General features: G+C 73.7%; 20 protein-coding genes. 11 read left to right on the forward strand and 9 right to left on the reverse strand.

The genetic code is table 11. The features are described 5' to 3' along the window. Positions 1-62 precede the first annotated feature (62 nt). The 7 genes from dnaE (at position 63) to FPV26_RS00955 (ending at position 10,390) form a co-directional block, all read left to right on the forward strand. Entirely contained in the window at positions 63-3,590 is a 3,528-nt protein-coding gene (dnaE, locus tag FPV26_RS00925; RefSeq protein ID WP_147651568.1) for a DNA polymerase III subunit alpha, read from the forward strand. 84 nt (positions 3,591-3,674) lie between these two features. Beyond that, positions 3,675-4,661, forward strand: coding sequence for an acetyl-CoA carboxylase carboxyltransferase subunit alpha (locus FPV26_RS00930; RefSeq protein WP_147651570.1), 987 nt, complete (start codon positions 3,675-3,677; stop codon positions 4,659-4,661). 52 nt (positions 4,662-4,713) lie between these two features. Next, positions 4,714-6,021, forward strand: a complete 1,308-nt coding sequence (gene tilS / locus FPV26_RS00935; RefSeq protein ID WP_147651572.1) for a tRNA lysidine(34) synthetase TilS — start codon at positions 4,714-4,716, stop codon at positions 6,019-6,021. Between the two features lie 31 nt (positions 6,022-6,052). Continuing rightward, positions 6,053-6,322 (forward strand): exodeoxyribonuclease VII small subunit, encoded by a 270-nt coding sequence (locus FPV26_RS00940; protein ID WP_147651575.1) that lies wholly within the window; start codon positions 6,053-6,055, stop codon positions 6,320-6,322. After that, positions 6,315-7,196 carry a farnesyl diphosphate synthase gene (locus FPV26_RS00945; RefSeq protein WP_147651577.1) on the forward strand — a complete coding sequence of 294 codons (882 nt, stop codon included), beginning with the start codon at positions 6,315-6,317 and terminating at the stop codon, positions 7,194-7,196. Before FPV26_RS00940 ends, FPV26_RS00945 begins: the two co-directional genes overlap by 8 nt. A gap of 15 nt (positions 7,197-7,211) precedes the next feature. Continuing rightward, positions 7,212-9,032 (forward strand): CHASE2 domain-containing protein, encoded by a 1,821-nt coding sequence (locus FPV26_RS00950; protein WP_147651579.1) that lies wholly within the window; start codon positions 7,212-7,214, stop codon positions 9,030-9,032. A gap of 29 nt (positions 9,033-9,061) precedes the next feature. Continuing rightward, complete coding sequence (locus tag FPV26_RS00955) at positions 9,062-10,390, forward strand: M48 family metalloprotease (protein WP_181952524.1); 1,329 nt, start codon at positions 9,062-9,064, stop codon at positions 10,388-10,390. Positions 10,391-10,424: 34 nt separating this feature from the next. On the opposite strand, the gene FPV26_RS00960 is transcribed toward FPV26_RS00955, so the two are convergent. The 3 genes from FPV26_RS00960 to pmbA all read right to left on the reverse strand — a co-directional run bounded on the left by FPV26_RS00960 (position 10,425) and on the right by pmbA (position 12,742). After that, the gene (locus tag FPV26_RS00960) at positions 10,425-10,820 is read right to left on the reverse strand and encodes a DUF4870 domain-containing protein (protein ID WP_147651583.1); all 396 of its coding nucleotides are present in this window, start codon (positions 10,818-10,820) and stop codon (positions 10,425-10,427) included. Positions 10,821-10,905: 85 nt separating this feature from the next. Then, positions 10,906-11,286: a DUF4870 domain-containing protein gene (locus FPV26_RS00965; protein WP_147651585.1), complete on the reverse strand. Its 381-nt coding sequence runs from the start codon at positions 11,284-11,286 to the stop codon at positions 10,906-10,908. A gap of 82 nt (positions 11,287-11,368) precedes the next feature. Further along, the gene (gene pmbA / locus FPV26_RS00970) at positions 11,369-12,742 is read right to left on the reverse strand and encodes a metalloprotease PmbA (RefSeq protein WP_147651588.1); all 1,374 of its coding nucleotides are present in this window, start codon (positions 12,740-12,742) and stop codon (positions 11,369-11,371) included. A gap of 17 nt (positions 12,743-12,759) precedes the next feature. Between pmbA and yjgA the strand changes: the two genes are divergently transcribed. Then, on the forward strand, positions 12,760-13,293 hold the full coding sequence (gene yjgA / locus FPV26_RS00975) for a ribosome biogenesis factor YjgA (protein WP_147651764.1): 534 nt from the start codon (positions 12,760-12,762) through the stop codon (positions 13,291-13,293). A 20-nt stretch (positions 13,294-13,313) separates the two neighbouring features. On the opposite strand, the gene tldD is transcribed toward yjgA, so the two are convergent. The 4 genes from tldD to FPV26_RS00995 are packed head-to-tail and all read right to left on the reverse strand — an operon-like array spanning position 13,314 to position 20,659. Then, positions 13,314-14,756 (reverse strand): metalloprotease TldD, encoded by a 1,443-nt coding sequence (tldD, locus tag FPV26_RS00980; protein ID WP_147651590.1) that lies wholly within the window; start codon positions 14,754-14,756, stop codon positions 13,314-13,316. Between the two features lie 55 nt (positions 14,757-14,811). Next, positions 14,812-18,606 (reverse strand): YhdP family protein, encoded by a 3,795-nt coding sequence (locus tag FPV26_RS00985; RefSeq protein WP_246109163.1) that lies wholly within the window; start codon positions 18,604-18,606, stop codon positions 14,812-14,814. Then, positions 18,603-20,084 (reverse strand): ribonuclease G, encoded by a 1,482-nt coding sequence (gene rng / locus FPV26_RS00990; protein WP_147651592.1) that lies wholly within the window; start codon positions 20,082-20,084, stop codon positions 18,603-18,605. The genes FPV26_RS00985 and rng overlap by 4 nt, the downstream gene beginning before the upstream one ends. Further along, the gene (locus FPV26_RS00995) at positions 20,081-20,659 is read right to left on the reverse strand and encodes a Maf family protein (RefSeq protein WP_147651594.1); all 579 of its coding nucleotides are present in this window, start codon (positions 20,657-20,659) and stop codon (positions 20,081-20,083) included. The genes rng and FPV26_RS00995 overlap by 4 nt, the downstream gene beginning before the upstream one ends. A 143-nt stretch (positions 20,660-20,802) precedes the next feature. Here FPV26_RS00995 and FPV26_RS01000 point away from each other — a divergent pair, with 143 nt between their 5' ends. Next, positions 20,803-21,537, forward strand: coding sequence for an SIMPL domain-containing protein (locus FPV26_RS01000; protein WP_147651596.1), 735 nt, complete (start codon positions 20,803-20,805; stop codon positions 21,535-21,537). A gap of 218 nt (positions 21,538-21,755) precedes the next feature. Then, positions 21,756-22,430 (forward strand): energy transducer TonB, encoded by a 675-nt coding sequence (locus FPV26_RS01005; RefSeq protein WP_147651598.1) that lies wholly within the window; start codon positions 21,756-21,758, stop codon positions 22,428-22,430. 108 nt (positions 22,431-22,538) lie between these two features. On the opposite strand, the gene rlmH is transcribed toward FPV26_RS01005, so the two are convergent. Next, the gene (gene rlmH, locus FPV26_RS01010; protein WP_147651600.1) at positions 22,539-23,009 is read right to left on the reverse strand and encodes a 23S rRNA (pseudouridine(1915)-N(3))-methyltransferase RlmH; all 471 of its coding nucleotides are present in this window, start codon (positions 23,007-23,009) and stop codon (positions 22,539-22,541) included. A gap of 90 nt (positions 23,010-23,099) precedes the next feature. Between rlmH and FPV26_RS01015 the strand changes: the two genes are divergently transcribed. Further along, complete coding sequence (locus FPV26_RS01015) at positions 23,100-24,842, forward strand: O-linked N-acetylglucosamine transferase, SPINDLY family protein (protein ID WP_147651602.1); 1,743 nt, start codon at positions 23,100-23,102, stop codon at positions 24,840-24,842. Positions 24,843-24,900: 58 nt separating this feature from the next. On the opposite strand, the gene rsfS is transcribed toward FPV26_RS01015, so the two are convergent. Continuing rightward, entirely contained in the window at positions 24,901-25,296 is a 396-nt protein-coding gene (gene rsfS, locus FPV26_RS01020) for a ribosome silencing factor (protein ID WP_147651604.1), read from the reverse strand. Between the last annotated feature and the right edge of the window lie 25 nt (positions 25,297-25,321).

The raw sequence follows: 25,321 nt of genomic DNA on the forward strand, positions 1-25,321 counted from the left end.
CCGTCGGCGGCCGGCTGTCAACCTCGTCCGAGCCGGGCCGGGGCTGTTAACCTGCGCGGCGCATGTCCGCGCGTTTCGTCCACCTGCACCTGCACAGCGAGTACTCGCTCACCGATTCGACGATCCGGATCGGCGAGCTGGTCAAGCGCTGCGCCGCGCTCGGCCAGCCGGCGGTGGCAGTGACCGACCTGCTGAATCTGTTCGGCCTGGTCAAGTTCTACAAGGCCGCCGAGGCCGCCGGGATCAAGCCGGTGGCCGGCGCCGACGTGCTGCTGGCCGAGGGCGACGAACCGGCCACGCGCCTGACCCTGCTGTGCCGCGACCACGAGGGCTATCTCACCCTGTCGCACCTGCTCAGCCGCGCCTGGATGGAAGGCCACCGCACCGACGGCGTGGTGCTGCGGCCGCAGTGGCTGCGCGAGCAGAACGCCGGCCTGTTCGCGCTCGCCGGCCGCCACAGCGAGGCCGGGCGCCTGGTCGCGGCCGGCCGGCACGAGCTGGCCGAGCAGTGGCTGGCCGATTGGCAACGCCACACCGGCGAACGGTTGCACCTGGAGCTGACCCGCACCGGGCGCGAGGGCGAGGAGGCGTGGGGCGCCTTCGCCCTGCACGCCGCGGCGGCGCGCGGCATCCCGGTGGTGGCCAGCAACGACGTGCGCTTCCTCGAACGCGACGGCTTCGAGGCGCATGAGGCGCGCGTGTGCATCGCCACCGGGCGCGTGCTCGACGATCCCAAGCGCCCGCGCGAGTACTCGCCCGAGCAGTACCTGAAGTCCGGCGCGGAGATGGCCGAGCGTTTCGCCGACGTGCCCGACGCGCTCGACAACACCCTCGCCCTGGCCCGGCGCTGCAACCTCGAACTGCGCCTGGGCACCTACTTCCTGCCCGCGTTCCCGGTGCCGGCCGAGCACACCCTGGACAGCTGGATCCGGGTCCAGGCCGCGGAGGGCCTGGCGCGCCGGCTCGAGCGCCACCCGCTCGCGCCGGGCCGCACCCGCGAGGACTACGAACAGCGGCTGGCGACCGAGCTCGACGTGATCGTGCGCATGGGCTTCGCCGGCTACTTCCTGATCGTGGCCGACTTCATCAACTGGGCCAAGCAGCAGGACATCCCGGTCGGCCCCGGCCGCGGTTCCGGCGCCGGCTCGCTGGTGGCCTGGGCGCTGGGCATCACCGACCTCGACCCGCTGCCCTACGACCTGCTGTTCGAGCGCTTCCTCAACCCCGAGCGCGTGTCAATGCCGGACTTCGACATTGACTTCTGCATGGACCGCCGCGACGAGGTGATCGAGTACGTCGCGCGCAAGTACGGCCGCGACCGGGTCAGCCAGATCATCACCTTCGGCACCATGGCTGCGAAGGCGGTGGTGCGCGACGCCGGGCGCGTGCTCGGCCATCCCTACGGCTTCGTGGACGGGATCGCCAAGCTGATCCCGCTGCAGCCGGCCGACCCGCTCTCGCTCCAGGACGCGCTCGGCCGCAGCGAGAAGGCGCGCAAGGACCCCAACCGCGTCGTCGCCGAACTCAAGCAGCGCTACGAGAGCGAGGACGAGGTCCGCGACCTGGTGGACCTGGCGCTGCAGCTCGAGGACCTGACCCGCAACGCCGGCAAGCACGCCGGCGGCGTGGTGATCGCGCCGGCGCCGCTGTCGGAGTTCTGCCCGCTGTACGCCGAACACGACCAGGGCGGGCGCGGCAAGAACCCGGTGACGCAGTTCGACAAGGACGACGTCGAGGCCATCGGCCTGGTCAAGTTCGACTTCCTCGGCCTGCGCACGCTGACCATCATCGACTGGGCGGTGAAGGCGATCAACGCGCGCCGCGCCACGCAGGGCGAGCCGCCGCTCGACATCGCCGCGCTGCCGCTGGACGACGCCGAAACCTACCGGCTGTTCGCCCGCGGCGACACGGTGGCGGTGTTCCAGTTCGAATCGCGCGGCATGCGCGAGCTGCTCAAGCGCGCCAGGCCCGACACCTTCGAGGACATCATCGCCCTGGCTGCGCTGTTCCGCCCCGGCCCGCTCGGCTCGGGGATGGACCGCGAATGGGTGGACCGCAAGCACGGCCACACCGAGGTCAGCTATCCGCACCCGCTGCTGGAACCCGTGCTCGCGCCGACCTACGGCGTGATCGTGTACCAGGAACAGGTGATGCAGATCGCGCAGGTGCTGGCCGGCTACTCGCTCGGCGGCGCCGACCTGCTGCGCCGCGCGATGGGCAAGAAAAAGCCCGAGGAGATGGCCAAGGAGCGCGCCAAGTTCGAGGCCGGCTGCGCCGAGCGCGGCATCGAGGCGCGCACCGCGAGCGCGATCTTCGACCTGATGGAGAAGTTCGCCGAGTACGGCTTCAACAAGTCGCACTCGGCCGCCTACGCGCTGGTGGCCTACCAGACCGCGTGGCTGAAGGTGCACTACCCGGCCGAGTTCATGGCCGCGGTGCTGTCCTCGGACATGGACAACACCGACAAGGTGGTGGGCTTCCTCGACGAGGCGCGCGCGCTCGGCCTGACCGTGCTGCCGCCGGACGTCAACGCCTCCGGCTACATGTTCGAGGCGATAGACGAACGCACCATCCGCTACGGCCTGGGCGCGGTGAAGGGCGTGGGCCGCGGCGCCTGCGAGGCGATCGTCGAGGCGCGCCGGCACGGCGGCGCCTTCGCCGACCTGCTCGACTTCTGCCGGCGGGTGGATTCGACCCGGCTCAACAAGCGCGCGCTGGAGGCGCTGGTGCAGGCCGGTGCGCTCGACGCGCTCGGCCGCAACCGGCCCTCGCTGCTGCTGCAGCTGCCGGAGGTGCTGCGCATCACCGAGCAGCAGGCGCGCGAACGCGAGGCCGGGCAGGTGTCGCTGTTCGGCGGCACGGACACGCCCGCGCCGACACTGCGCATCGAACTGCCCGAGTGCGAGGACTGGCCGCTGCCGCAGAAGCTGCAGGGCGAACGCGAAACCCTCGGCCACTATCTCAGTGGCCATCCGCTCGATCCGTACCGCGACGAGCTGCGCGCCCTGGTCGGCCACGACCTGGGCGAACTGGACCGGCTCTGGAGCGAACGTCCCGAGGAGCCGCGCCGCGGCTGGCGCCCCGAGGTCAACGTGGTGGTCGCCGGACAGGTGGTGGCGGTGCGCCGGCGCGGCGAATCGCAGGCCTTCGTGCTGCTCGAGGACGGACGCGGCCGGCTGGAATGCGCGTTCTTCAACGAGGCCTGGCTCGAATACGGCCCGCAGCTCACCCGCGACCGGATCCTGGTGATCGAGGGCGGCCTGCGCGAGGACGAGTTCAGCGGCGGCTTCGCCCTGCGCGCGCGGCGCTGCTGGGACTACGCCCGGATCTGCAGCCAGCATGCGCAGCGGCTGTCGGTGCAGCTCGACCTGCGCGAACCGGCCGCCCTGCCGCAGTTCGAGCGCGTGCTCGCCGGCCACCCCGGCCCCACCCCGCTGCTGCTGGAGGCGATCGCCTCCGGCGCCGTCGGCCGGCTCAGCCTCAACGGCGGCCAGGGGGTGCGCGTGGACCCGGACCTGCCGGCGCTGCTGCGCAGCCTGCCCGGCGTGCGCCGCGTGCACCTGAGCCTGGCCCGGCCCTGGGCCGGCTGAGCCCGCCCCATACCGCGTCGTACGTCGGTTCCGCCGGGCCTCCGCTAGACTGTCGGACTTCCTGCCGCCCGGCCCGATCCGCGCATGAATCCGAACTACCTCGACTTCGAGCAGCCCATCGCCGATCTGGAAGCCAAGATCCAGGAACTGCGCCATGCCGGCCACGGCTCGGCGGTCAACGTCGAGGCCGAGGTCCGCGCCCTGCAGGAGAAGCTGCGCCTGCGCACCGCGCACATCTTCCGCGACCTGAGCCCGTGGCAGGTCTCGCAGCTGGCCCGCCACCCGGCGCGCCCGTACACGCTCGACTACCTGCGGGTGATGTGCGAGGAGTTCCACGAGCTGGCCGGCGACCGCGCCTTCGCCAACGACAACGCCATCGTCGGCGGCCTGGCCCGCATCTCCGGCCGCAGCGTGATGGTGATCGGGCACGAGAAGGGACGCGACACCAAGTCCAAGGTCAGGCGCAACTTCGGCATGCCCAAGCCGGAGGGCTACCGCAAGGCGCTGCGGCTGATGAAGCTGGCCGAGCGCTTCGGCCTGCCGGTGCTGACCTTCATCGACACCCCCGGCGCCTACCCGGGCATCGATGCCGAAGAGCGCGGCCAGTCCGAGGCCATCGCCCGCAACCTGCTGGAGATGGCCGAGCTGCGCGTGCCGGTGGTGTGCACCGTGATCGGCGAGGGCGGCTCCGGCGGCGCGCTCGCGATCGGCGTCGGCGACCGCACCCTGATGCTCGAATACAGCACCTACTCGGTGATCTCGCCGGAAGGCTGCGCCTCGATCCTGTGGAAGACCGCCGACAAGAAGCAGGAGGCGGCCGAGGCGATGGGCCTGACCGCCAAGCGCCTGAAGCAGCTCGGCCTGATCGACAAGATCGTGCGCGAGCCGATCGGCGGCGCGCACCGCAATCCGGTGCAGATGGCACGGCGCCTGAAGGCGGTGCTGCTGGGCGAGCTCGACGCGCTGGAGCAGGTGCCGGTGGACGAGCTGCTCGAGCGCCGCTACCGCCGGCTGCGCAGCTACGGCGCCTACGAGGTGGTCAAGGACGCCGGCACCGCCACCACGTCCTGAGCCTTCACCCGCCCCCGGGGGAGGGCCTGCAGCCGCGTGGCACCATCGCCGCATGCTGAGCGCGCACCCGTCCGACGCCATCCTGCAGTGGTTGCGCCGCGCGCCGCTGGTGGTCGGCTTCAGCGGCGGGCTCGACTCCACCGTCCTGCTGCACTGGCTGGCCGCCACCACCGGCCTGTGCCCGGCCGGCCTGCGCGCGCTGCACGTGCACCACGGCCTGCACCCCGACGCCGAGCGCTGGGCCGCGCACTGCGAGGCGGCCTGCCGCCGCCTGGGCGTGCCGCTGCGCGTGGTCCGGGTGAGCGTGCCGCGTGACGACGGCGAGGGCCCGGAGGCGGCCGCGCGGCGCGCGCGCCATGCCGCGTTCGAGGCCGAGCTGGCCGAGGGCGAGGTGCTGGCGCTGGCCCACCACCGCGACGACCAGGCCGAGACCTTCCTGCTGCGTGCGCTGCGCGGCTCGGGCGTGGACGGCCTGGGCGCGATGCGCGCCTGGCGGCGCTGCGGCCGCGGCTGGTTGTGGCGGCCGCTGCTGGCCACGCCGCGCGCCGAGCTGCTCGCCTACGCCCGCACCCACGGGCTCGACTGGCTGGAGGACCCGGCCAATGCCGATACCGCCTTCGACCGCAATTTCCTCCGCCACCGCGTGCTGCCGCTGCTGCGCGAACGCTGGCCGCATGCGGACGCCGGATTCGCCCGCAGCGCGGCGCTGAGCGCGGAAGCGGCCACGCTGCTCGAGGACGCGGACGCCGCGGCCCTGGCCGCGGCCACCGCGGACGCACCCGACACCCTGTCGGTACCGGCGCTGTGCGCGTTGCCGCCGGCACGGCGCGCGCGGGTGCTGCGTCGCTGGATCGCCTCGCTGGCGTTGCCGCCGCTGCCCGCGCGCGGCATCGAACGGATCGAAGAGGATCTGCTCCAGGCGCGGCCCGACGCCGCCGCCAGCTTCGCCTGGGATGGCGCGCGCATCCGCCGCTGGCGCGCCCTGCTGCATGCCGAGCGGCCGCGCCCGCCGCTGCCCCGCGACTGGGACGCGGCCTGGGACGGCTGCGCCCCGCTGCTGCTGCCCGACGGCGGCCTGCTGCGCCTGCTGCCCGAGGGCGCCGGCTTCGGATGCACGCTGCGCGCACGCGCGCGCCGCGGCGGCGAACGCATCGTGCTGCCCGGCCGGCGCCATTCACACGCGCTCAAGCACGTGCTGCAGGAACGCCGCGTGCCGCCGTGGCTGCGCGAACATCTGCCGCTGCTGTGCGCGGACGACGGTACCGTGCTGGCCGCCGGCGACCTGGTGCTGTCCGCAGCCCTGGTCGAGCGGCTGCGCGGGGCCGGCGCGCGCCTGGCGTGGCGGCCGCGGCCCGATTGACCGCCCTTCCGCCTCGCCCCACACTTCCGCCATGCCGCGCAAATCCGCCACCGACGCCTCCCCGGTCGCCGACTTCGAGCAATCGCTGGAGCAACTCGAGCAGCTGGTCGAGAAGATGGAACAGGGCCAGATGAGCCTGGAGGAGTCGCTCGCCGCCTACGAGCGCGGCATCGGCCTGTACCGCAAGTGCCAGAGCGCGCTGGAACAGGCCGAGCTGCGGGTGCGCCTGCTCAGCGATCCCGAACAGCCGGAACGGGCGCAGCCGTTCGACACCGCGCCGCCCGCCGCGCCGGATGCCTGAGACGCCTTTCGCGGCCTGGCGCGTGCGCGTGGACGCGGCGCTCGACGCGGCCCTGCCCGCCACCGCCGCCCCGCCGGCGCGCCTGCACGCGGCGATGCGCCATGCCGTGCTGCTCGGCGGCAAGCGCATGCGCCCGCTGCTGGTGTACGCCACCGGCACCGCCTTCGGCGCCGACGAAGCCGTGCTCGATGCCCCGGCCGCCGCAGTCGAACTGATCCACGCCTACTCGCTGGTGCACGACGACCTGCCGGCAATGGACGACGATGCGCTGCGCCGCGGCCAGCCCACCGTGCACGTGGCCTTCGACGAGGCCACCGCGATCCTGGCCGGCGACGCGCTGCAGACGCTCGCCTTCGAACTGCTCGCGCATGCGCCGCTCGACGACGCCCGCCGGGTGGCGATGCTGCGCGAGCTGGCCATGGCCGCCGGCGCGCGCGGCATGTGCGGCGGGCAGGCGCTGGACATGGACGCCACCGGCCGCGGCGGTGCGATCGGCCTGGAGGCGCTGCAGCGCCTGCATGCGCTCAAGACCGGCGCCCTGCTGCGCGCCGCGGTGCGGCTGGGAGCGATCGCCGCCGACGCCGACGCCGAGGCGCGCCGCCGGCTCGATGCCTACGCCGATGCGCTGGGCCTGGCGTTCCAGATCCGCGACGACCTGCTCGACGTCGAGGGCGACAGCGCCACCCTCGGCAAGACCGCCGGCAAGGACACGGTCCAGGCCAAGGCCACCTTCCCCGCCCTGCTCGGCATGGACGGCGCACGTGGACGGCTGGCCGAGCTCGGCGCAAGGATGGGCGAGGCGCTCGCCCCGTTCGGCGCCCGCGCCGTCCACCTCCACGCCCTGGCCCGTTTGGCGGTACAACGCACCCACTAGCCCGAGGCCGCCGCCATGCGCCCCCGCCTGACGCACCGCCTGCTGACCTGGCTCGACCAAGCCCTGACGCAGGCGGGCCAGGCGTTCATGGACGCCTGGGGTCGGCTCGAGCGCGGCTACCGGCGGCCCGCCGCCCGCCTCGCCCTGCGCCTGCGCTTCGCCTTCTACCCGCTGCTGGCATTGTCCGCGATCGCCTGGCTGGCCTGGGACTACGGCCACGGTCGCAGCCTGGACGCGGCCGAGGACGCGATCTTCGACCGCGTGATCCACTGGCGCCCGCTGGATCCGCCGGCGCCATCGGGCATCGTGGTGGTCGAGATCGACGACTGCTCGATCGACCACTTCCGCGCCAGGGGCGAGGGCGGCTGGCCGTGGAGCCGGCAGCGGCACGCGGATCTGCTCGACGCGCTCGACCGCGCCGGCGTGCGCGCGGTCGGCTACGACGTGATCTTCGCCGACACCTCGCCAACCGACCCGGCCGGCGACGCGGCGCTGGAGGCCATGGCCGCCGGCGCCGGCGGACGCTTCGTGTTCGGCTCCTCGCGCATGCCGGAGGATTTCGATGCCGGCTCGCCATTGCGCGCGGCGCAGGCGCCCGGCGCGTTCCCGCTGCATGCCGGCGCCACCCCGCCCGGCCCGCCGGTGGCGCTGATGCTGCCCTACGGCCAGGCGCTGGCGCGCCACTCGGCGCTGACCAACGTCGCCCGCAACCAGGACGGCGTGCTGCGCGACGTGCCGCTGCGCGAGGCACTGGGCGACTGGGCGCTGCCCTCCCTGCCGCTGCGGCTGGCGGTGCAGGTCACCGGGCGCGCGCCGCAGAGTTTCCCGGCCTCGGTGCGGATCAACTGGCGCACCCGTTCGCGCCTGCCCTACGTCAGCGCCGCCGACCTGATCGAAGGCCGCGCCGTGTGCCGCGCGCCGGGCGAGCCGCTGCCACCGCTGCGCGGGGCCACCGTGCTGGTCGGCTACACCGCCGCCGGCCTCACCGACACCAAGCCCACGCCGATCGGGCCGGCCACCCCGGGCGTGGAAGTGCTGGCCGAGGCCGCCGGCGCGCTGATCCACGACAGCGCCATCCGGGTGCCGCCGACCGGCCTGAAGTACCTGCTCGCCGCGCTGCTGGTCGCACTCAGCGCGTTCGCGTTCTGGCGCGGCGAGCCGCACCAGGACATTGATGCGGTGTTCGTCGCCGGCAACCTGCTGCTGCTCGCTGCCGCCTACGCCGGCCTGAGCTTCTTCGGCTGGTTCTTCGACATCTTCGCCTGCGTCGGCTTCGTCAGCCTGTGCTTCGGCGTGTGCCGGATGTACGCGGCGGTGCAGCGCGGGCACGCAGTGGGCAACAACGACTACCGCCCCGAATACGACCCCGACACCCACCCGTGGCTGGTGATGGCGCGGCTGCGCTTCGCCGCCAACCCCGGGGTGGACCCGCGCACCGCCACCCTCGCCCGGCGCGAGTACCGGCGCCTGCTGCGGCGGTTCCTGTATGCCGGCAGCCAGGCGGTGATGATCGAGGGCGTGGTCGAGCGCAAGAGCTGGCTGCACGCGATCCTCGACGACCTGGTGCTGCTGGTCTGGAAGGGCAAGGACGAGCACAGCGCGCGCGCGATCGCCGAAACCGAGCTCGATGCCCTGCACGCTGCGCTCAACGCGCACGACCAGCGCCTGGACGACGACGGCAAGGTCTATGTCTGCGCGGTCGCGGCCGAGATCGACGACCGCAACGACGACAGCACCCGTGGCGAACGCCTGCGCCTGCGCGAGCTGCTCGGCCGCGACCTCAACGCACCGCACGAATGGCCGCTTTCTGGCTCCAATCCGTTGATCCGGAAATGAACCCCGCCCGCACATCCACCACCGCCGCCATGCGCCCGACCCGCCTCCTCGCCCTGTCGCTGCTGTCGCTGGCCCTTGCCGCCGCGCTCGCCCTGGCTGCAACCGCCACCCTCCAGGCCATCGTGCACAAGCCGCAGGCGGCCGTGTACGCCCGGCCCGACTTCGCCGCGCCGGTGGTGGCCACGCTCCAGCGCAATGCCAAGGTCGCGGTCGCCGGCCAGGAAGGGCTCTGGTTCAGGCTCGCCCTCGACAGTGGCGCCAGCGGCTACGTGCGCGTCACCGAGGTACGCATGGCCGGCACCGGCACGGCGCCGCCGGAAACCCTGCGCGTGCTGTTCACCGGCAGGGCCGGCAAGGGCCGGGTGAGCGAGACCGCCGGCGTGCGCGGCCTCGACGAGAGCGACCTGCGCGGCGCGGCCTTCGACGCCGCCCAGCTGGCGCAGCTGGAGGGCTACCGGGCCACGCCCGAGGCCGCGGCCGCCTACGCCGCGCGGCAGCGTTGGAGCGCGACGAAGATCGCCTGGGCCGGCGAAACGGTGCCGCGCGGCGGCAAGACCTCCCAGGCCAATGCGCGACTCGGAACCTCGGTGGCGCGCGGGCTGCTCGGCTCCCTCGGCGGCGGCACGGTGGGCTCGGTGCTCGGCGCCGGCGAGAAGGCGATCCCGAAGTCGGAAGCCGAGCTGACCGGGGAGGAACTGGCGCTGGGCCCGCTGATCGCCGGCCGCGTGCTCGGCGCGCGCCCGCTGTGGAACGACGCGGCTGCGCAGCGCCGGGTCAACCTGGTCGGCCGCTGGGTCGCCTCGCAGAGCGCACGCCCGGAGCTGCCGTGGGCCTTCGGCATCGTGGACACGCCGGAGGTCAACGCCTTCGCCGCACCCGGCGGCTACGTGCTGCTCACCCGCGGCCTGTACGAGCTCATCGCCAGCGACGCGGAACTGGCCGGCGTGCTCGCCCACGAGATCAACCACGTGGTCCAGCGCGACCATTACATGGTGATCCACAAGCAGGAGATGGCCGCGGCGGCCAAGGAACTGGTCTCCTCCCAGGTCGCCGGCGGCGCCAGCCTGGGCGAGAGCCTGGCGCGCGCCTACGTCGAGAAGCACGGCGCGGCCATCATGCTCACCGGCCTGGACCGCGAGGCCGAATACCGCGCCGACGAGATCGCACTGGTCTACCTGGCCCGCGCCGGGATCAACCCGCTGGCCTACTACGCCGTGCTGCAGAAGATGTCCGCGTTCGGGCCGAAGTCGGCCGGCCTGGCGCAGTTGTACAAGACCCACCCGCCGCTCGACGAACGCCTGGACCGCATCGACCGCCGCGGCTACGGCGCACTGGAACCGTACACGCGCCGGGACTGAGGGCCCGGACCGCCCCTCGCGTCGCGGCCCCGCCTCAGCGGAACAGGCGGATGCTGATCGGGTAGCGGTAGGGCTGCCCGTCGTAGGCGCGGAACGCCGCGATCAGCGTGCACACCAGCCACACCAGCGCGATCAACAGCCCCACCGGCACGGTGAAGATCAGGCCGATGCCGAGCGTGACCACGCTCAGCACCACCAGCACCACCGCGTAGATGAACATGCTCAGGTTGAAGTTGAGCGCTTCCCTGGCGTGCTCGGCCGCGAACGGCGAGTCGTCGCGCTTGATGATCCAGATCGCGAGCGCGCCGACCGCGCCGGCGATGCCCGCGGCCCAGCTCGTGACCAGCGCCAGGATCAGCGCCAGCAGGTGCGCGGCCGCCGCCCACTGGCGGTCGCTGAGGGTGGGAGCGGTCTCGTGCGGCGTTTCCATCGTGACCTCCGGGAAGAAGAACGGGCCGGCCGACCCATGATGCGGTCGTGCCGGCCCGATGCAAGTGCACCCTGCGCGCGAGCGCTCAGTTGATCAGCCGCAGCGCGAACGGATAGCGGTAGGCGACGCCCTCGTTGGCCTTGACCGCGGCGATGATGGTCAGGATCAGGGCGGCCACGCCGATCACAAAGAGCAACACGAAGCCGATCACCACCACGATCAGGATCATGCTCACGATCGCGGCGATCGCCACGGTGATCTGGAAATTGAGGGCTTCCTTCCCCTGGTCGGCGACGAAGGGCATGGTCTCGCGCTTGATCAGCCAGACCACCAGCGGGCCGATGATGTTGCCGAACGGAATGACCAGTCCGGCCAGCGCGGCCAGATGGGCGAACATGGCCCACTGCCGTTCCTCGGCGGATATCCCGCTCGCGGCGCCCCCCGGCGCCGGGTTGATGTCGTTCATTTCGTGGCTCCCCGCACGATGCGCGCCCCTGCGGCGCGGGTCCACTGTCGGCCCCGTGCGCCGGCCGCGTCAAGTCCCCGGGTCAGCCCTCCCCGGCCACGGTCATCCGCCCGACCAGGATCGAGCCGGTGCGGATGTGCGAGCGCCGATCCACGTCGCTGCCCACGGCCTCGATCGCCTCGAACATGGCACGCAGGTTGCCGGCGATGGTGATCCCGTCCACGGGCCCCACGATCGCGCCGTCCTCGACCCAGAAGCCGGCCGCGCCGCGCGAGTAGTCGCCGGTGACCGGGTTCACGCCCTGGCCCATCAGCTCGGTGACCACCAGGCCGCGGTGCAGGCCGCGCACGAGCTCGTCGAAGCCGCCCGCGTTCGGGCGCACCTCGAGGTTGGTCACGCCGCCGGCGTTGCCGGTGGTGGCCAGCCCCAGCTTGCGCGCCGAGTAGCAGCCGAGCACGTAGCGCTGCAGCACCCCGCCCTCGACCAGCGCCGACTCGCGCGTGGCCACGCCGTCGGCGTCGAACGCCGCACTGCGCAGGCCGCGGCGCAGGAACGGCCGCTCGTGGATCGCGAACCAGTCCGGGAACAGGCGCGCGCCGACGCTGTCGAGCAGGAAGCTGGCCTTGCGGTACAGCGCGCCGCCCGACACCGCGCCGAGCAGGTGTCCGACCAGCGAGCGCGCGGCCTCGGCCTCGAACAGCACCGGCACCTGCAGGGTCGGCAGCTGGCGCGGATCCAGCCGCGCCACCGCGCGCTGCGCGGCGCGGCGGCCGACCGCGACGGCCTCCTCCAGATCCTCCGCCGCCACCGCGGTGGTGTACCAGCCGTCGCGTTGCATCGCCTCGCCGCGGCCGGCGATCAGCGCGCAGCCGAGCGTGTGCTGGGTGCTGCGCTCGGCGCCGAGGAAGCCGTGCGAGTTCGCGTACACGCTCAACGATTCGCTGCTGCCGACCGAAGCCCCATCGGAGTTGCCGATGCGCGGATCGGCCTCGCGCCCGGCCTGTTCGCAGGCCAGCGCGAGGTCGATGGCGTGCTCGGGGGTGAGCGCCCAGGGGTGCCAGGTGTCGAATTCCGGGAAGCGGCCGTCCGGCCCCGGGCGCGCCAGCAGTTCGGGCTCGGCCAGGCCGGCGGCGGGATCCTCCTCGGTGTGGCGCGCGATCGCGCAGGCCTGCTCGACCGTGGCCTCCAGGCTCTCCGGGCGCAGGTCGGCGGTGCTGGCGCTGCCCTTGCGCTGGCCGAAATAGACGGTGACCGCGATGCCGCGGTCGCGGGTGGATTCCAGCGTCTCCACCTGCCCCATGCGCACGCTGGCGCTGAGCCCGTGCTCCTCGGAGCAGGACACCTCGGCCTGGCTCGCCCCGCGCGCGCGGCAGCGCGCCAGCAGCTCGCGCGCGACCCCGGCCAGCGCCTCCAGGCGCGCCAGGCTGTCGTCATGCAATGGGACCGGCTGGTTCAATGGCTTATCCTTTCCGCATGCGCGGACGCGACCCCGACACCGGCGAATACTACAGCCCGAGCCGCAGCCAGCAGCGCCGCGAGGCGCTGGAAGTGCTGGCGCTGGGCGAGACGCTGGCCACGCTCAGCGACGCCGAGCTGGCGCGCCTGCCGGTGCCCGAGGCGCTGCTGCCGCACATCCGCGAGGCGCGGCGGATCACTTCGCACATCGCCCGCAAGCGCCAGCTCGCCTACCTGGCCAAGCAGCTGCGGCGCGAGGACGAGGACACCCTGCACGCGATCCGCGACGCGCTCGACCTCCACGGCGAGGCCGCGCGCCGCGAGGCCGCCGCGCTGCACCGCGCCGAGGCCTGGCGCGAACGCCTGCTCACCGACGGCGACGCAGCCCTGGCCGCCCTGCTCGCCGAGCATCCGCACGCCGACCGCCAGCACCTGCGCCAGCTGGTCCGCAACGCGCTCGACGAACGCCGCCGCAACAAGCCTCCGCACGCCTTCCGCGAACTGTTCCGCGCCTTGCGGGCGCTGCTGGACGCGTCCTCGCCGGAGGACTGACCCGGCGCGCCCGGCATCGCTCAGGCGCGGGTGCCGCCGACGGTGAGCTGGTCGATCAGCAGCGAGGGCTGGCCGACGCCGACGGGGACGCTCTGGCCGTCCTTGCCGCAGATGCCCACGCCCTCGTCCAGGGCGAGGTCGTGGCCGACCATCTTCACCCGCTGCATGGTCTCCGGGCCGTTGCCGATCAGGGTCGCGCCCTTCACCGGCGCGGTGATGCGGCCGTCCTCGATCAGGTAGGCCTCGGTCGCGGAGAACACGTACTTGCCGCTGGTGATGTCCACCTGGCCGCCGCCGAAGTTGACCGCGTACAGGCCGCGCCTGACCGAGCGGATCATCTCCTCCGGGTCGTGCGGGCCGGCGAGCATGTAGGTGTTGGTCATGCGCGGCATGGTCAGGTGCGCGAACGACTCGCGGCGGCCGTTGCCCGTCGGCGCCATGCCCATCAGGCGGGCGTTGAGCGTGTCCTGCATGTAGCCGACCAGCACGCCGTCCTCGATCAGCGTGGTGCACTGCGTGGGCGTGCCTTCGTCGTCCACGTTGAGCGAGCCGCGACGGCCCGGCAGGGTGCCGTCGTCCACGATGGTCACGCCCGGCGCGGCCACGCGCTGGCCGATGCGGCCGGCGTAGGTGCTGGTGCCCTTGCGGTTGAAATCGCCTTCCAGGCCGTGGCCGACCGCCTCGTGCAGCAGCACACCCGGCCAGCCGCTGCCCAGCACCACCGGCATCACGCCGGCGGGCGCGTCCACCGCCTCCAGGTTCACCAGCGCCTGGCGCAGCGCCTCGCGCGCCCAGGCCTCGGGGCGCCCGCCCTCGAGCAGCTCGGCGTAGCCATGGCGCCCGCCGCCGCCGGCATAGCCGGATTCGCGGCGGCCGTGCTGCTCCACGATCACCTGCACGTTGAAGCGCACCAGCGGCCGCACGTCCGCGGCCAGCACGCCGTCACTGCGCGCCACCAGCACCGTGTCCACGCCGCCGGTCAGGCTCACGATCACCTGGCGCACGCGCGGATCGGCGGCGCGCAACAGGCGGTCGATGCGGCGCAGGGCCTCCACCTTGGTTTCGTTCGGCAGCGCGTCCACCGGGTCGTGCGGCCGGTACAGCTCGCGGCCCGCGTGCCGGGCCAGCGCGTGCGGCGAGCGCACGCCGCCTTCGCGGGCGATCGCGCGCGCCGAGGCCGCGGCCGACAGCAGCGCCTCGGAGTTGATCTCGTCGGAATAGGCGAAGCCGGTCTTCTCGCCGCTGATCGCGCGCACGCCCACGCCCTGCTCGATCGCGTGCGCGCCTTCCTTGACGATGCCGTCCTCCATGGTCCAGCTCTCGCGCCGGGAGTGCTGGAAATACAGGTCGCCGAAGTCGATGCCCGGCCCGAGCAGCGCGCCGAACGCGCGTTCGAGGCGGCCGGTGTCGAGGCCGGCGGGCAGCAGCAGGCGGGATTCGGCGAGTGACAGGGCCTGGCTCATGGACGGGGCGGGAAATCCGGCGGGGAAAGGAGAGATTGTGGCCGATCGCCGCGGATCAACCCGATGGCGGCGTCGGCTTGGCCGCGGTCGCGCCCGGCTCGCGCCGGATCACCTCGACCTTGGGATCCTTCCACGGCCCGGTCACGCGATAGGTCTTGGCCGCCATCTCGCGCAGCGGCTTGTTCAGCATCGCGTTCGCAGCGGCGCCGATCGCCGCACCGACCGGGCCGCCGGCGAGCGCGCCGGCGACGGTGAGCAGGTTGCCGGCCTTGGGCAGCACCTCGATGGTCTGGTCGAAGCTCTGCGCGCGCAGGTCTGCCTCGCCGCGGATGCGGATCAGCGCTGCGGGCCCGTCGATGCGCAGGTCCTCGCTGCGCGCGCGCCCCTGGGTCAGTCGGATCTCGCCGCCAAGGCGGTCGAAGCTGAAGCCCTTGGCGAAGAAGTCGCTGAAGTCGAGCATCAGGCGCCGCGGCAGCTGGGCGATGCCGAGCAGGCCGAGCACGCGGCCGGCGCCGGGCTCGACCTCGAGCAGGCGCCCGTCGCGCACGTCCAGCACGAGCGTGCCCTCGGTGCCGACCGGCCGGAACGCCGCCGGGCTGCCGCGCCAGCGGGCTTCCAGGCGCGCGCTGCCGTCGCCGCCGGCGAGCTGGCCGCCCAGGCCCAGGCCGGCGAGCAGCGCGCCGAAGTCGTCGCTGTCCACCGTCGCCTGCAACTGCGTGGTCGCCGCGTCGCCGCGGCCGAGCCATTCGCCGGTCACGTCCACGCGCTGTTCGCGCGCGCGGGTGCGCAACTGCTCGATGCGCATGCCGCCGGGCACCGGACGCGTGCGCAGCGTGGCCTGGCCGAGCGCGGCGTCCACCACCCGCAGCTCGGCGATGTCCAGCGCGAGCGGCGGGATCCGCGCCGGATCGGTGCCGTCGGCATCGCCATCCGCGGTGGTGTCCGTGTGCGGCGCGGGACGCCAGTGCATGCGCTCGAAGCGGCCGCTGATCGCCGCGCCGTCGGCATCCGGCACGGTGAGCGTGCCGGCGAGCGCCGGGCCGGCGACGTTCACGCTGATCCCGCCCGTGGCCGGCGCCACCTGCAGCCGCGCCTGCGGGAACGCGGCGCCGACCAGGTGCAGGCGCTCGGCGCTCACGTCCACGCGCCGCAGCGGCAGGCCGTCGTCGCCGCCGCCGCGCGCGACCGCGACCCAGTCGAGCACCTCCAGGTCGGTGGTGCGGCCGGTGACCACCAGCCCGGAAGGCGGCGGGGCGTCGTCCGCGCCGACGCCGCCCAGCGCCACGCGCACACCGGTCTGCGCCCCGGACTTGCGCGCGCGCAGGGTCATCGTGCCGCCGAGGGTCACGCGGGTCTCGCCGCTGCCGATCGGCAGCGCGGTGTCGATGGTCGCCGCCAGCGGCGCCTCGGCCGGCTTGCGCAGCGGCAGCGGCAGGCGCAGCTCGGTGCCGACCAGGTTCGAGCGCAGCATCAGGCGCGTGGGCGCGGCCGCCGCGCCGCGCGCGGCGGTCTTCGGGATCGCCACCGCCACGGTCCACGGCGATCGGCCCTCCACGTACGGCAGCAGCCAGTCGAATTGCTCCGCGCGCGCGAGCAGGTCGCGCGCGGCCAGGCTCGCCTCGAGCTCGGCCTCGAACCCCTGCGCCGGATCGCGCACGTAGCCGCCGGCGCGCAGCGTGAGCCGGCCGGGCTGACCCGCGTGCCGCACCGCGAGTTGTTCGGCGACGAATCCGCCCTGTCCGTACTCGGCGCGGCCGCGCACCTGGTCGAAGGCGAGGTTCCAGCGGCGTTCGCGCAGGCTCGCGTTGCGCACGTCCACGGTGCCACCCAGGCGCATCGGCACATCCGTGCCGAGCGGCAGGCGCAAATCGAAGCTGACGTCGGCGGCACCGGAGGCGGAGAGGTTGGCCAGGGTGTCGCCGTATTCCTGCTCCAGCGGGCTGCGCCGCAGCAGCGCGAGCAGCCGCGCCGCGTCGCCGCCGCCTTCGGCATGCACGATCAGCGGGGCCTTGCCGAAGCGCTCGATCCCGGCCTCGAAACGGCGGATGCCCACGCCGGCGAGCGCGCCCCGGCCGGCGACGCGGAAGCCGTCGGCGACGAAGCTGACGTCGGCCTCGACCCGCTCCGCCGCAGGCCAGCCGGCATCGAACTTCAGCGTCGCATCGGCGATGCGCGCGTCGGCGCGGAACAGCCCGGTGCCGTCGCGGAACGGCCAGTCGTCGAGGTCGCCGGACACCACCGCGCGCCCGTCCAGCACGCGCCCGGCGACCAGCGCCGCATCGAGCCAGCGCTCGGCCGCATCCGGCATCAGGTGCCGCACCCAGAACCCCTTGGCGGCCGGCACCGCCGATTCGTCAATCGCGGCGGCCAGGTCGATCCACGGCCGGCTGCCGTCGCCCTGCCACCACAGCCCGCCGCGCACCCGCGCACCAAAGTCGCGGCCGCGCACGTGCAGGGAATCGGTGCCGACGCGCCAACCGGCGCCCTCGCGCCAGCCGCTGATCGTGCCCTGCAGCGCGACCACGTGTTCGACGCCGAAGCCGGGCGGCCAGTCGAACACCACCCGCGCCTGCGGATCGGGCACGAAACGGAAGCCGCGCGCGTCGCCCTCGAACGCGCCGGTCAGGCCGCGCAGGCCCGGCGTGTTGCCGATCGGCGGGAACGCGAGCGCCACGATCCTGCCGCGCGCCTGCAGCGGCCCGCCACCGCCGGCGAGTTCCACCTCCTCGAGCACCAGCCGCGGACGCGCCGCCACCAGCCAGCGGCGCAGCCCCGGCGGCAGCCGGTCGCTGAGCGCGAGCACCGCCAGCAGCGGCCCGGCGTCCACCCGCTCGGCCACCACCGCCTGGCGCGTGCCGCCGGCGAGCAACAGGCCGTCCAGGCGCTGCTCCTCCTCGCCCGCGCCGAGCCGCAGGGTCGGCGCATCGAAACGCCAGCCCCCCGGCAGCGCCTGCCAGCGCGCCTGCACCCGCGCCTCGCCGAAGCGCACGGCGGGCGCCTGCGCCCCGGCGTCCACCGGCGTGCCGGCGAGCGCGAGCGCGCGCAGATCGGCATCCACGGTCACGCTGGCGATGCGGTGCCCGCGCAGCACCGCCCAGGCCTGGGCCTCGCCCTCGCCGCCGGTGGCCCGCACGCCGGCCAGGCGCAGCAGCGGCGACCAGTGCGCCAGCTCCACGCGCCGCGCCTGCGCCCAGGCGCGTCCGTCGCCGCGCTTGCGATCGAAATCCAGCACCGCGACCAGCGGCGCGGTGTCGGCATGCATCCAGGTGTGCGCGCCGGCGCGCACGCGGTCGCCATCCACGCGCAGGCGCAGGTCCAGCTTCGGCACCCGCGCATCGATGCCCAGCGACGGCGCCAGCACGCGCAGCCGCGCGCCGATCACCTGCAGTTCGCCCAGCCCCTCGAGCGTGCCGAGCGGATCGCCCCCCGGCCGCTCCTGGCCCGGCAGGCCGCGCACCCGCCAGCGGCCGTCGTCGGCGCGCTCGAGGGTGAGGTCGAGCCCGCGCAGGCGCAGCTCGGTGAACGAGCGCCCGGGCAGCAGGCCCGCGTACTGCGACACCAGCAGCTCGGCGTCGCCGACCTCGAGCGTCTGCGCGCCCTCGCCCACCCGCAGCCCTTCCAGCCGCAGCAGCGGCCCGCGCCGGGTCCAGGCGGTGTCCACCGCATCGAACGCCACCGGCCGCCCGGCGCGCTCGCTCAGCCAGGCCGCGATCCGCGCCGGATGCCGCTCCACCAGCGGCAACAGCTCGTTGAGCACGCCGGACACCACCGCCATCAGCACGAGCGTCACCGCCACCGCGTACCACAGCGTGCGGCGGGCGATGCGCAGGTGGCGGCGCAGGCGGGTCACAGCAACACCACGTCGAACTGCTCCTGCAGGTACTGGTCGTCGGCCTGGAAGCGGATGGACTTGCCCAGGAACTCCTCCAGCTCGGCCACCGCCGCCGACTCCTCCTCGGTGATCCGCGCCACCACCTTGGGCGAGGCGATCACCAGCAGCCGCGCGGCGTCGAACTGGCGCACCGCGCGGGTGATCTCGCGGAAGATCTCGTAGGTCACCGTCTCCGGCGTCTTCAGCGTGCCGCGCCCGCCGCACTCGTGGCAGGGCTCGCACAGCTGCCGCTCCAGCGACTCCACGGTGCGCTTGCGGGTCATCTCCACCAGCCCGAGCGGGGAGAAGTCGTAGACCGTGGTCCGGGCATGGTCGCGGGCCAGCGACTTCTCGAGCGTGCGCAGCACCTGGCGGCGGTGCTCGGGATCGTGCATGTCGATGAAGTCGATGATGATGATCCCGCCCAGGTTGCGCAGCCGCAGCTGGCGCGCCACCGCCTGCGCGGCCTCCAGGTTGGTGCGGTACACCGTCTCCTCGAGGTTGCGCTGGCCGAGGTAGGAGCCGGTGTTGACGTCGATGGTGGTCATCGCCTCGGTCTGGTCGATGACCAGGTAGCCGCCCGACTTCAGCGGCACCTCCTTCTCCAGCGCGCGCTGGATCTCGTCCTCGACCCCGTACAGGTCGAAGATCGGCCGCGCGCCGCCGTAGTGCTCGATCTTCTCCGCCAGCCCCGGCATGAACTGGGCGGCGAACGCGCGCAGCTTCTCGCAGGTCTCGCGCGAGTCCACCTTCACCTTCTCCACGTCGCGCCGCATCAGGTCGCGCACCGCGCGCAGCGGCAGGCTCAGGTCCTCGTACACGCAGCTGCCCACCGGCTGTTCGCGCACCCGGGCCTCGACCAGCGCCCAGGCGCGGCTGAGGTAGGCGATGTCCTCGGCCAGGGCCTCGGCCGGCTGCCCTTCGGCATTGGTGCGGACGATGTAGCCGTGCCCGCCGCCGGCCAGCTCGGTCACGATGCCCTTCAATCGCGCGCGCTCGGCCTCGTCCTCGATCCGGGCCGAGACCCCGATCACCCGCGACTGCGGCAGCAGCACGAGGTAGCGCGAGGGAATGCTGAGCTGGGTGGTCAGGCGCGCGCCCTTGCTGCCGATCGGGTCCTTGACCACCTGCACGACGAGCTCCTGGCCCTCGCGCACCAGTTCCACGATCGGCCGTGTCGGCGCCGGCGGCAGCGTGCTGTCCTCGCCCTCGGCGCCGGCCACCGGCGCGGGCTTGACGATGTCGTTGGCGTGCAGGAACGCGGCGCGCTCCAGGCCGACCTCGACGAACGCGGCCTGCATGCCGGGCATCACCCGCTGCACCTTGCCCTTGTAGATGTTGCCGACCACCCCGCGCCGCCAGCCGCGCTCGATGTGCAGCTCCTGCAGCATGCCGTTCTCGACCACGGCCACCCGGGTCTCGCGCGGCGTGACGTTGACGAGGATCTCTTCGCTCATGTCGGAAGCGGTCGGATGCCGAACTGCCGCAGCAGCTGCGCGGTCTCGTGCAGCGGCAGGCCCATGACGCCGGAGTAGCTGCCGCACAGGCGGGTGACGAAGGCCTCGGCGCGGCCCTGGATGCCGTAGGCGCCGGCCTTGCCCGCCCATTCGCCGCTGGCCAGATACGCGGCGATGTCGTCCTCGTCGAGCGTGGCGAAGCTCACCTCGGTCACCGACATCGCCTGCAGCTCGCGCCCGGCGCTGACCAGGCAGACCGCCGAGATCGCCAGATGGGTGCGCCCGGAGAGCCGGCGCAGCATCCGCGCCGCGTCCTCGGCGTCGTTCGGCTTGCCGAACACCTCGTCGTCGAGCACCACCTCGGTGTCGGCGCCGAGCACGACCGCGCCGGGGGCGCCGACCACGGCGAGCAGTCCGGCGCCGGCCTTCTCCCGCGCCACGCGCCGCACGTAGTCCGCGGCCGGTTCGCCCGGCGCGCGCTCCTCGGGCACGTCGGGCGAGAGCACGCCGAAGACCGGCACGAGGCGGGCCAGCAACTCGGAACGGCGGGGGGAACGCGAGGCGAGGTGCAGCATCGTGGCAGTCTAGCGTGAGCGCCGGCCGGGGCATCCCGAACGTCGCCACAACCGGCACGCAACCCCGTTCCGGCTCATCCCCCGTTCACCCGCCGGCAACACACCGTTCCCCACCCTTGCCGGCCTTGCCGATGGAGACCACCATGCCCCGGATGCTGCGCCCCCTGCTGCTCGCCACCACCCTCGCCCTCGGAGCCGCCATGACCGCTTCCGCCCAGACGCCGCCCGCCTACGCGCTCCCCGGCGATGCCACCCTGCTCAACGTCTCCGCGCAGGGCGAGTCCAAGCGCGTGCCCGACGTGGCCACCGTCTCGGCCGGCGTGGTCACCCAGGCGCCCGACGCCAACACCGCCCTGCGCGCGAATGCCGAGCAGATGGCGCGCGTGCTCGCCGCGATCAAGGCTGCCGGCATCGCCGAGCGCGACGTGCAGACCTCCGGCATCAGCGTGTTCCCGCAGTACCGCTACGCCGAGAACCAGCCGCCGGCGATCACCGGCTACCAGGCCAGCAACACCGTCAACCTCAAGGTCCGCGACCTCGCCAAGCTGGGCAAGGTGCTCGACGCCCTGGTCGCCAGCGGCGCCAACCAGGTCAACGGCCCCAGCTTCGAGATCGGCGAACCCGACGCCGCCTACGACGAGGCGCGCCTGGCCGCGCTGGAGAAGGCCCGCGCCCGTGCCGAAACCTATGCCCGCGCGCTCGGCCTGCGCGTGCGCCGCATCGTCAGCATCAACGAAGGCGGCGGTGCCGGCTTCCCGCCGCCGGTGCCGATGGCGCGCGCGGCGGCGATGGAGATGGCCAAGGCCGACACGCCGGTGTCGCCGGGCGAGAGCACGCTCAACGTCAGCCTCGAGGTGGTGTTCGAGCTGGGCCGCTGAGCGCCCGTCCCCGTGCCGCGCGCCCTGGCGCGCGCGGCACGTCCGCAGCCGCCGCAATCTGAATGCCCGCCGTCCGGCGGCGCGATCCCGTCTTGCCGCCCGCTCCGCCGCGGGCCTAGCGTGACCCGTGCAGGTCGAGTCGCGCGAAGGCGGCACGGCAACCCCGCAGGCGCCCTCCGCGCGTTGTCCACCCAGGCCAACACCACGGGAGGCACGCCATGACGCACACGCTCGTCCACGGCCCGCACTCGCAGAGCGGCCATCTGCGGTGGCACGAACGGCCCGACCCCGCCCGCATCGTCGGTTACAGCGGCGCGATCGCGATCAACGCCGCGGCGCTGATGTTGCTGCTGTTGCCGATGGCGGTGCCCGAACCGGTCCCGCTGCCGGATCCCGATCCCCCCGTGGTCTGGATCGAGACGGTCAAGCCCAGGCCCGTGGTCGAGGTTCCGGTCGTGCGGCCGCAGCCCCCGCGCGCGCAGCCGACTCCGCGCCGCGCCGACACCCCGCCGGTGCCGCCGGTGGTGTTCCCCGACAGCACGCCGATGGACACGGCTGCGGCCGACATCCCGCCCGCCGACGCCGCGGCTGGCGATCGCTTCGTTCCGCCCGACCCGCTGCCCGCGGTACGCCTGGAATACGACCGTGCACCGCCGCCTCCGTATCCGCGCGAGGCGCTGCGCGACGGCCTGCAGGGCAGCGTGCTGCTGCGGGTGCTGGTGGACACCGACGGACGTCCGCTCGAGGTGACGGTGGAGCGCGGCAGCGGCCATCGCATCCTCGACGACGCCGCGCGCCGCCACGTGCTGCGCCGCTGGACCTTCCGCCCCGCGATCCAGGACGGCGTGGCGGTGCAGGCGGTGGGCCTGGTGCCGATCGACTTCAAGTTGTAGCAGGCGGCCGGCGCCCCCACCCAACCCTCCCCCGCAAGCGGGGGAGGGCCGCTTCCACCCTCCCCTCTCCCTCCCCCGCTTGCGGGGGAGGGCCAGGGTGGGGGCCGATCACCCGCGGTGATACGGGTGGTTGGCCAGCAGCGCCGCCGCGCGGTACAGCTGTTCGGCCACCAGCAGCCGCACCAGCATGTGCGGCAGGGTCAGCGGCCCCAGCGACCAGTGTTCGTCGGCACGCGCGAGCACCTCCGGCGCGTGCCCTTCCGGGCCCCCGACCAGGAACGCCAGGTCGCGTCCCTGCGCGCGCCAGTGTTCCAGCCGCTGCGCCAGCGCCTCCGAACTCCATGCCCGGCCGCGCCCGTCGAGCGCGACCACCAGCGCGCCCTTCGGCAGCGCCGCCAGCACGCGCTGGCCCTCCTCCTGCATCGCCCGCGCCGGATCGCGCCCCTTGCCGCGCAGGCCGGGCTCGATCTCGACCAGCTCCAGCGGCAGCCAGTGCGAGAGCCGCTTGCGGTATTCGGCGAAGCCCTCCGCCACCCACGCCGGCGCGCGCTCGCCGACCGCGATCAATCGTGCCTTCATCGCGCGCATGGTAGCGGCGCGCGGACCGGGGTGAAGCGTCGTCCGCCTCCGCATCCGCCACAATGCAGGCCGGCATTCCCCAGTTCCGCCATGAACGACCCGCGCTCCGAACTGCGCCGCGCGCTGCAACGCAACCCCGACGACGGTTATGCCTGGATCCTGCTCGCCGAGCACGAGCTCGATGCCGGCGACGCCCGCGCCGGGGAAGCCGCCGCACGCCGGGCGCTGGCCCTGCATCCCGGCCACCCGGAAGCCCTGGCCCGCCTGGGGCGCGCGCAGTGGATGCAGGGGCTGCGCCAGGAAGCGGTGTCGAGCCTGCGTGCCGCGGCGGCGAATGCGCCGCACCATCCCGGCATCGCCGTCTGGCTGGGCCATGCGCTGGAGGACGTGGGCGAAGCCGAGGCGGCCGCCGAGGCCTACGCGCATGCGCACGCCCTGCTGCCGCACGAACCCCAGATCGCCGCCTACCTGCTCGCCTGGCGGCGCAAGCTGTGCGACTGGCGTGACCTCGATGCGTTGTCGCGCCAGGTGCGCGATGCAGTCGCCGCCGGAACCGCCGCAGTCGAGCCGTTCGCGTTCCTGAGCGAGGACGCTACGGCTGCCGAGCAACTGCGCTGCGCGCGGCTGCGGGCGGCACAGGTGGCGAGAACCGCCGTGCCATTGCCCCCGCCCAACCCGCCCGGGGCCCCGCGCGTCGAGGACCGTGTCGCCGGCACCGACCATCCCCCCCGCCCCGGGCCAGTGCGGGTCGGATTCCTGTCCAACGGTTTCGGCGCCCACCCGACCGGCCTGCTCACGGTGGCGCTGTTCGAACACCTGCGCGCGCACGCCTCCCTGGAAGTACACCTGTTCGCGCTCAACCGCGACGACGGCAGCCCGATCCGCCGCCGGCTGCAGGCGGCGGTGCATGCGCTGCACGATGTCTCGCAGCGTCCGCATGCGCAGGTCGCGGGCGCGATCCGCCGCGCCGGCATCGAGGTGCTGTTCGACCTGCGCGGCTGGGGCGGCGGCGGCGTGCCGGAAGTGCTGGCGATGCGGCCGGCGCCGGTGCAGGTGAACTGGCTGGCCTACCCCGGCACCTCCGGCGCGCCGTGGATGGACTACGTGCTGGCCGACCGCTTCGTGCTCCCCGCGGCGATGGCTGCGCACTTCAGCGAGCAGGTGGTGTGGCTGCCACGCTGCTTCCAGCCTTCCGACACCACGCGCGCGATCGCCGCGCCCCCGCCGCGCGCCGCCTGCGGCCTGCCAGAACGCGGCGTGGTGTTCTGCTGCTTCAACAACAGCTACAAGCTCAACCCGCGCAGCGTGGGCCGCGCGCTGGCGGTGCTGCGCGAGGTTCCCGGCAGCGTGCTGTGGCTGCTCTCCGGGCCCGGTCGCGCCGACGAACGGCTGCGCGCTGCCGCGCAAGCGCAGGGCGTGGCCCCGGAGCGCCTGGTGTTCATGCGCAAGCAACCGCACCCGGAGTATCTGGCGCGGCTGCAGCACGCGGACCTGTTCCTCGACACCGAGCCGTACAACGCCCACACCACCGCCTCGGACGCCCTGTGGGCCGGTTGCCCGGTGCTCACCCGGCCTGGAAACACCTTCGCCGCGCGCGTGGCCGGCAGCCTCAACCACCACCTCGGCATGGACGCGATGAACGTCGCGGACGACCGGGAGTTCGTCGCACTGGCCATCCGCCTGGCTCGGGATCCATCGCGGCTCGCGGCCCTGCGCGCCGAACTGGCCGAGCGGCGTCGCGACGGCGGCCTCTTCGACATGGCCGGCTTCGCCGCGGATTTCGCCGCGGCCGTCAGTGGGGTGGCGGGGAGAGGCCCGTCAGGCAGCGGCTGACGCGCGGCGGCCGGCGGAAAGCGCCGCTCATGTCCTCGGAGCGTCGTCCAGCCTTGGCTCAGGGCGCGGCTTCCGGCGGCTGGTCGCCCACCGTCCACAGGCGTTCCAGGCCGTAGAACTCGCGCACCCGCGGCAGCATGACGTGGACGACGATGTCGCCCAGATCCACCAGCACCCACTCGGCCTCGCGCTCGCCCTCCACGCCCAGCGGCTGCACGTCCAGGCGCTTGGCGAACTTGACCACCTCGTCGGCGATGGACTTGACGTGGCGGGTGGAGGTGCCCGAGGCGATCACCAGGAAGTCGGTGACGCTGGTCTTGCCGCGCACGTCGATCTCGACCACGTCCTTCGCCTTGAGCTCCCCGACCGCGGCGTGGACTTCGCGCAACAGCGTCTCGACGGGCGGCGGCGGGTTGGGAAGGCGGGTCTTGATGACCTGGGCGGCGGTGGTCAAGGGCGCGGGGCTCGTGGCGTGCGGA

Origin of the sequence: Vulcaniibacterium gelatinicum, from assembly GCF_008033445.1 — a bacterium.
Taxonomy (GTDB): Bacteria; Pseudomonadota; Gammaproteobacteria; order Xanthomonadales; family Xanthomonadaceae; genus Vulcaniibacterium_B; species Vulcaniibacterium_B gelatinicum.

Bases quoted from the DNA above. Each gene is read 5' to 3' on its own strand.
- dnaE (WP_147651568.1), top strand. From the start codon at position 63: ATGTCCGCGCGTTTCGTCCACCTGCACCTGCACAGCGAGTACTCGCTC.
- FPV26_RS00930 (WP_147651570.1), top strand. From the start codon at position 3,675: ATGAATCCGAACTACCTCGACTTCGAGCAGCCCATCGCCGATCTGGAA.
- tilS (WP_147651572.1), top strand. From the start codon at position 4,714: ATGCTGAGCGCGCACCCGTCCGACGCCATCCTGCAGTGGTTGCGCCGC.
- FPV26_RS00940 (WP_147651575.1), top strand. From the start codon at position 6,053: ATGCCGCGCAAATCCGCCACCGACGCCTCCCCGGTCGCCGACTTCGAG.
- FPV26_RS00945 (WP_147651577.1), top strand. From the start codon at position 6,315: ATGCCTGAGACGCCTTTCGCGGCCTGGCGCGTGCGCGTGGACGCGGCG.
- FPV26_RS00950 (WP_147651579.1), top strand. From the start codon at position 7,212: ATGCGCCCCCGCCTGACGCACCGCCTGCTGACCTGGCTCGACCAAGCC.
- FPV26_RS00955 (WP_181952524.1), top strand. From the start codon at position 9,062: ATGCGCCCGACCCGCCTCCTCGCCCTGTCGCTGCTGTCGCTGGCCCTT.
- FPV26_RS00960 (WP_147651583.1), bottom strand. From the start codon at position 10,820: ATGGAAACGCCGCACGAGACCGCTCCCACCCTCAGCGACCGCCAGTGG.
- FPV26_RS00965 (WP_147651585.1), bottom strand. From the start codon at position 11,286: ATGAACGACATCAACCCGGCGCCGGGGGGCGCCGCGAGCGGGATATCC.
- yjgA (WP_147651764.1), top strand. From the start codon at position 12,760: ATGCGCGGACGCGACCCCGACACCGGCGAATACTACAGCCCGAGCCGC.
- tldD (WP_147651590.1), bottom strand. From the start codon at position 14,756: ATGAGCCAGGCCCTGTCACTCGCCGAATCCCGCCTGCTGCTGCCCGCC.
- rng (WP_147651592.1), bottom strand. From the start codon at position 20,084: ATGAGCGAAGAGATCCTCGTCAACGTCACGCCGCGCGAGACCCGGGTG.
- FPV26_RS00995 (WP_147651594.1), bottom strand. From the start codon at position 20,659: ATGCTGCACCTCGCCTCGCGTTCCCCCCGCCGTTCCGAGTTGCTGGCC.
- FPV26_RS01000 (WP_147651596.1), top strand. From the start codon at position 20,803: ATGCCCCGGATGCTGCGCCCCCTGCTGCTCGCCACCACCCTCGCCCTC.
- FPV26_RS01005 (WP_147651598.1), top strand. From the start codon at position 21,756: ATGACGCACACGCTCGTCCACGGCCCGCACTCGCAGAGCGGCCATCTG.
- rlmH (WP_147651600.1), bottom strand. From the start codon at position 23,009: ATGAAGGCACGATTGATCGCGGTCGGCGAGCGCGCGCCGGCGTGGGTG.
- FPV26_RS01015 (WP_147651602.1), top strand. From the start codon at position 23,100: ATGAACGACCCGCGCTCCGAACTGCGCCGCGCGCTGCAACGCAACCCC.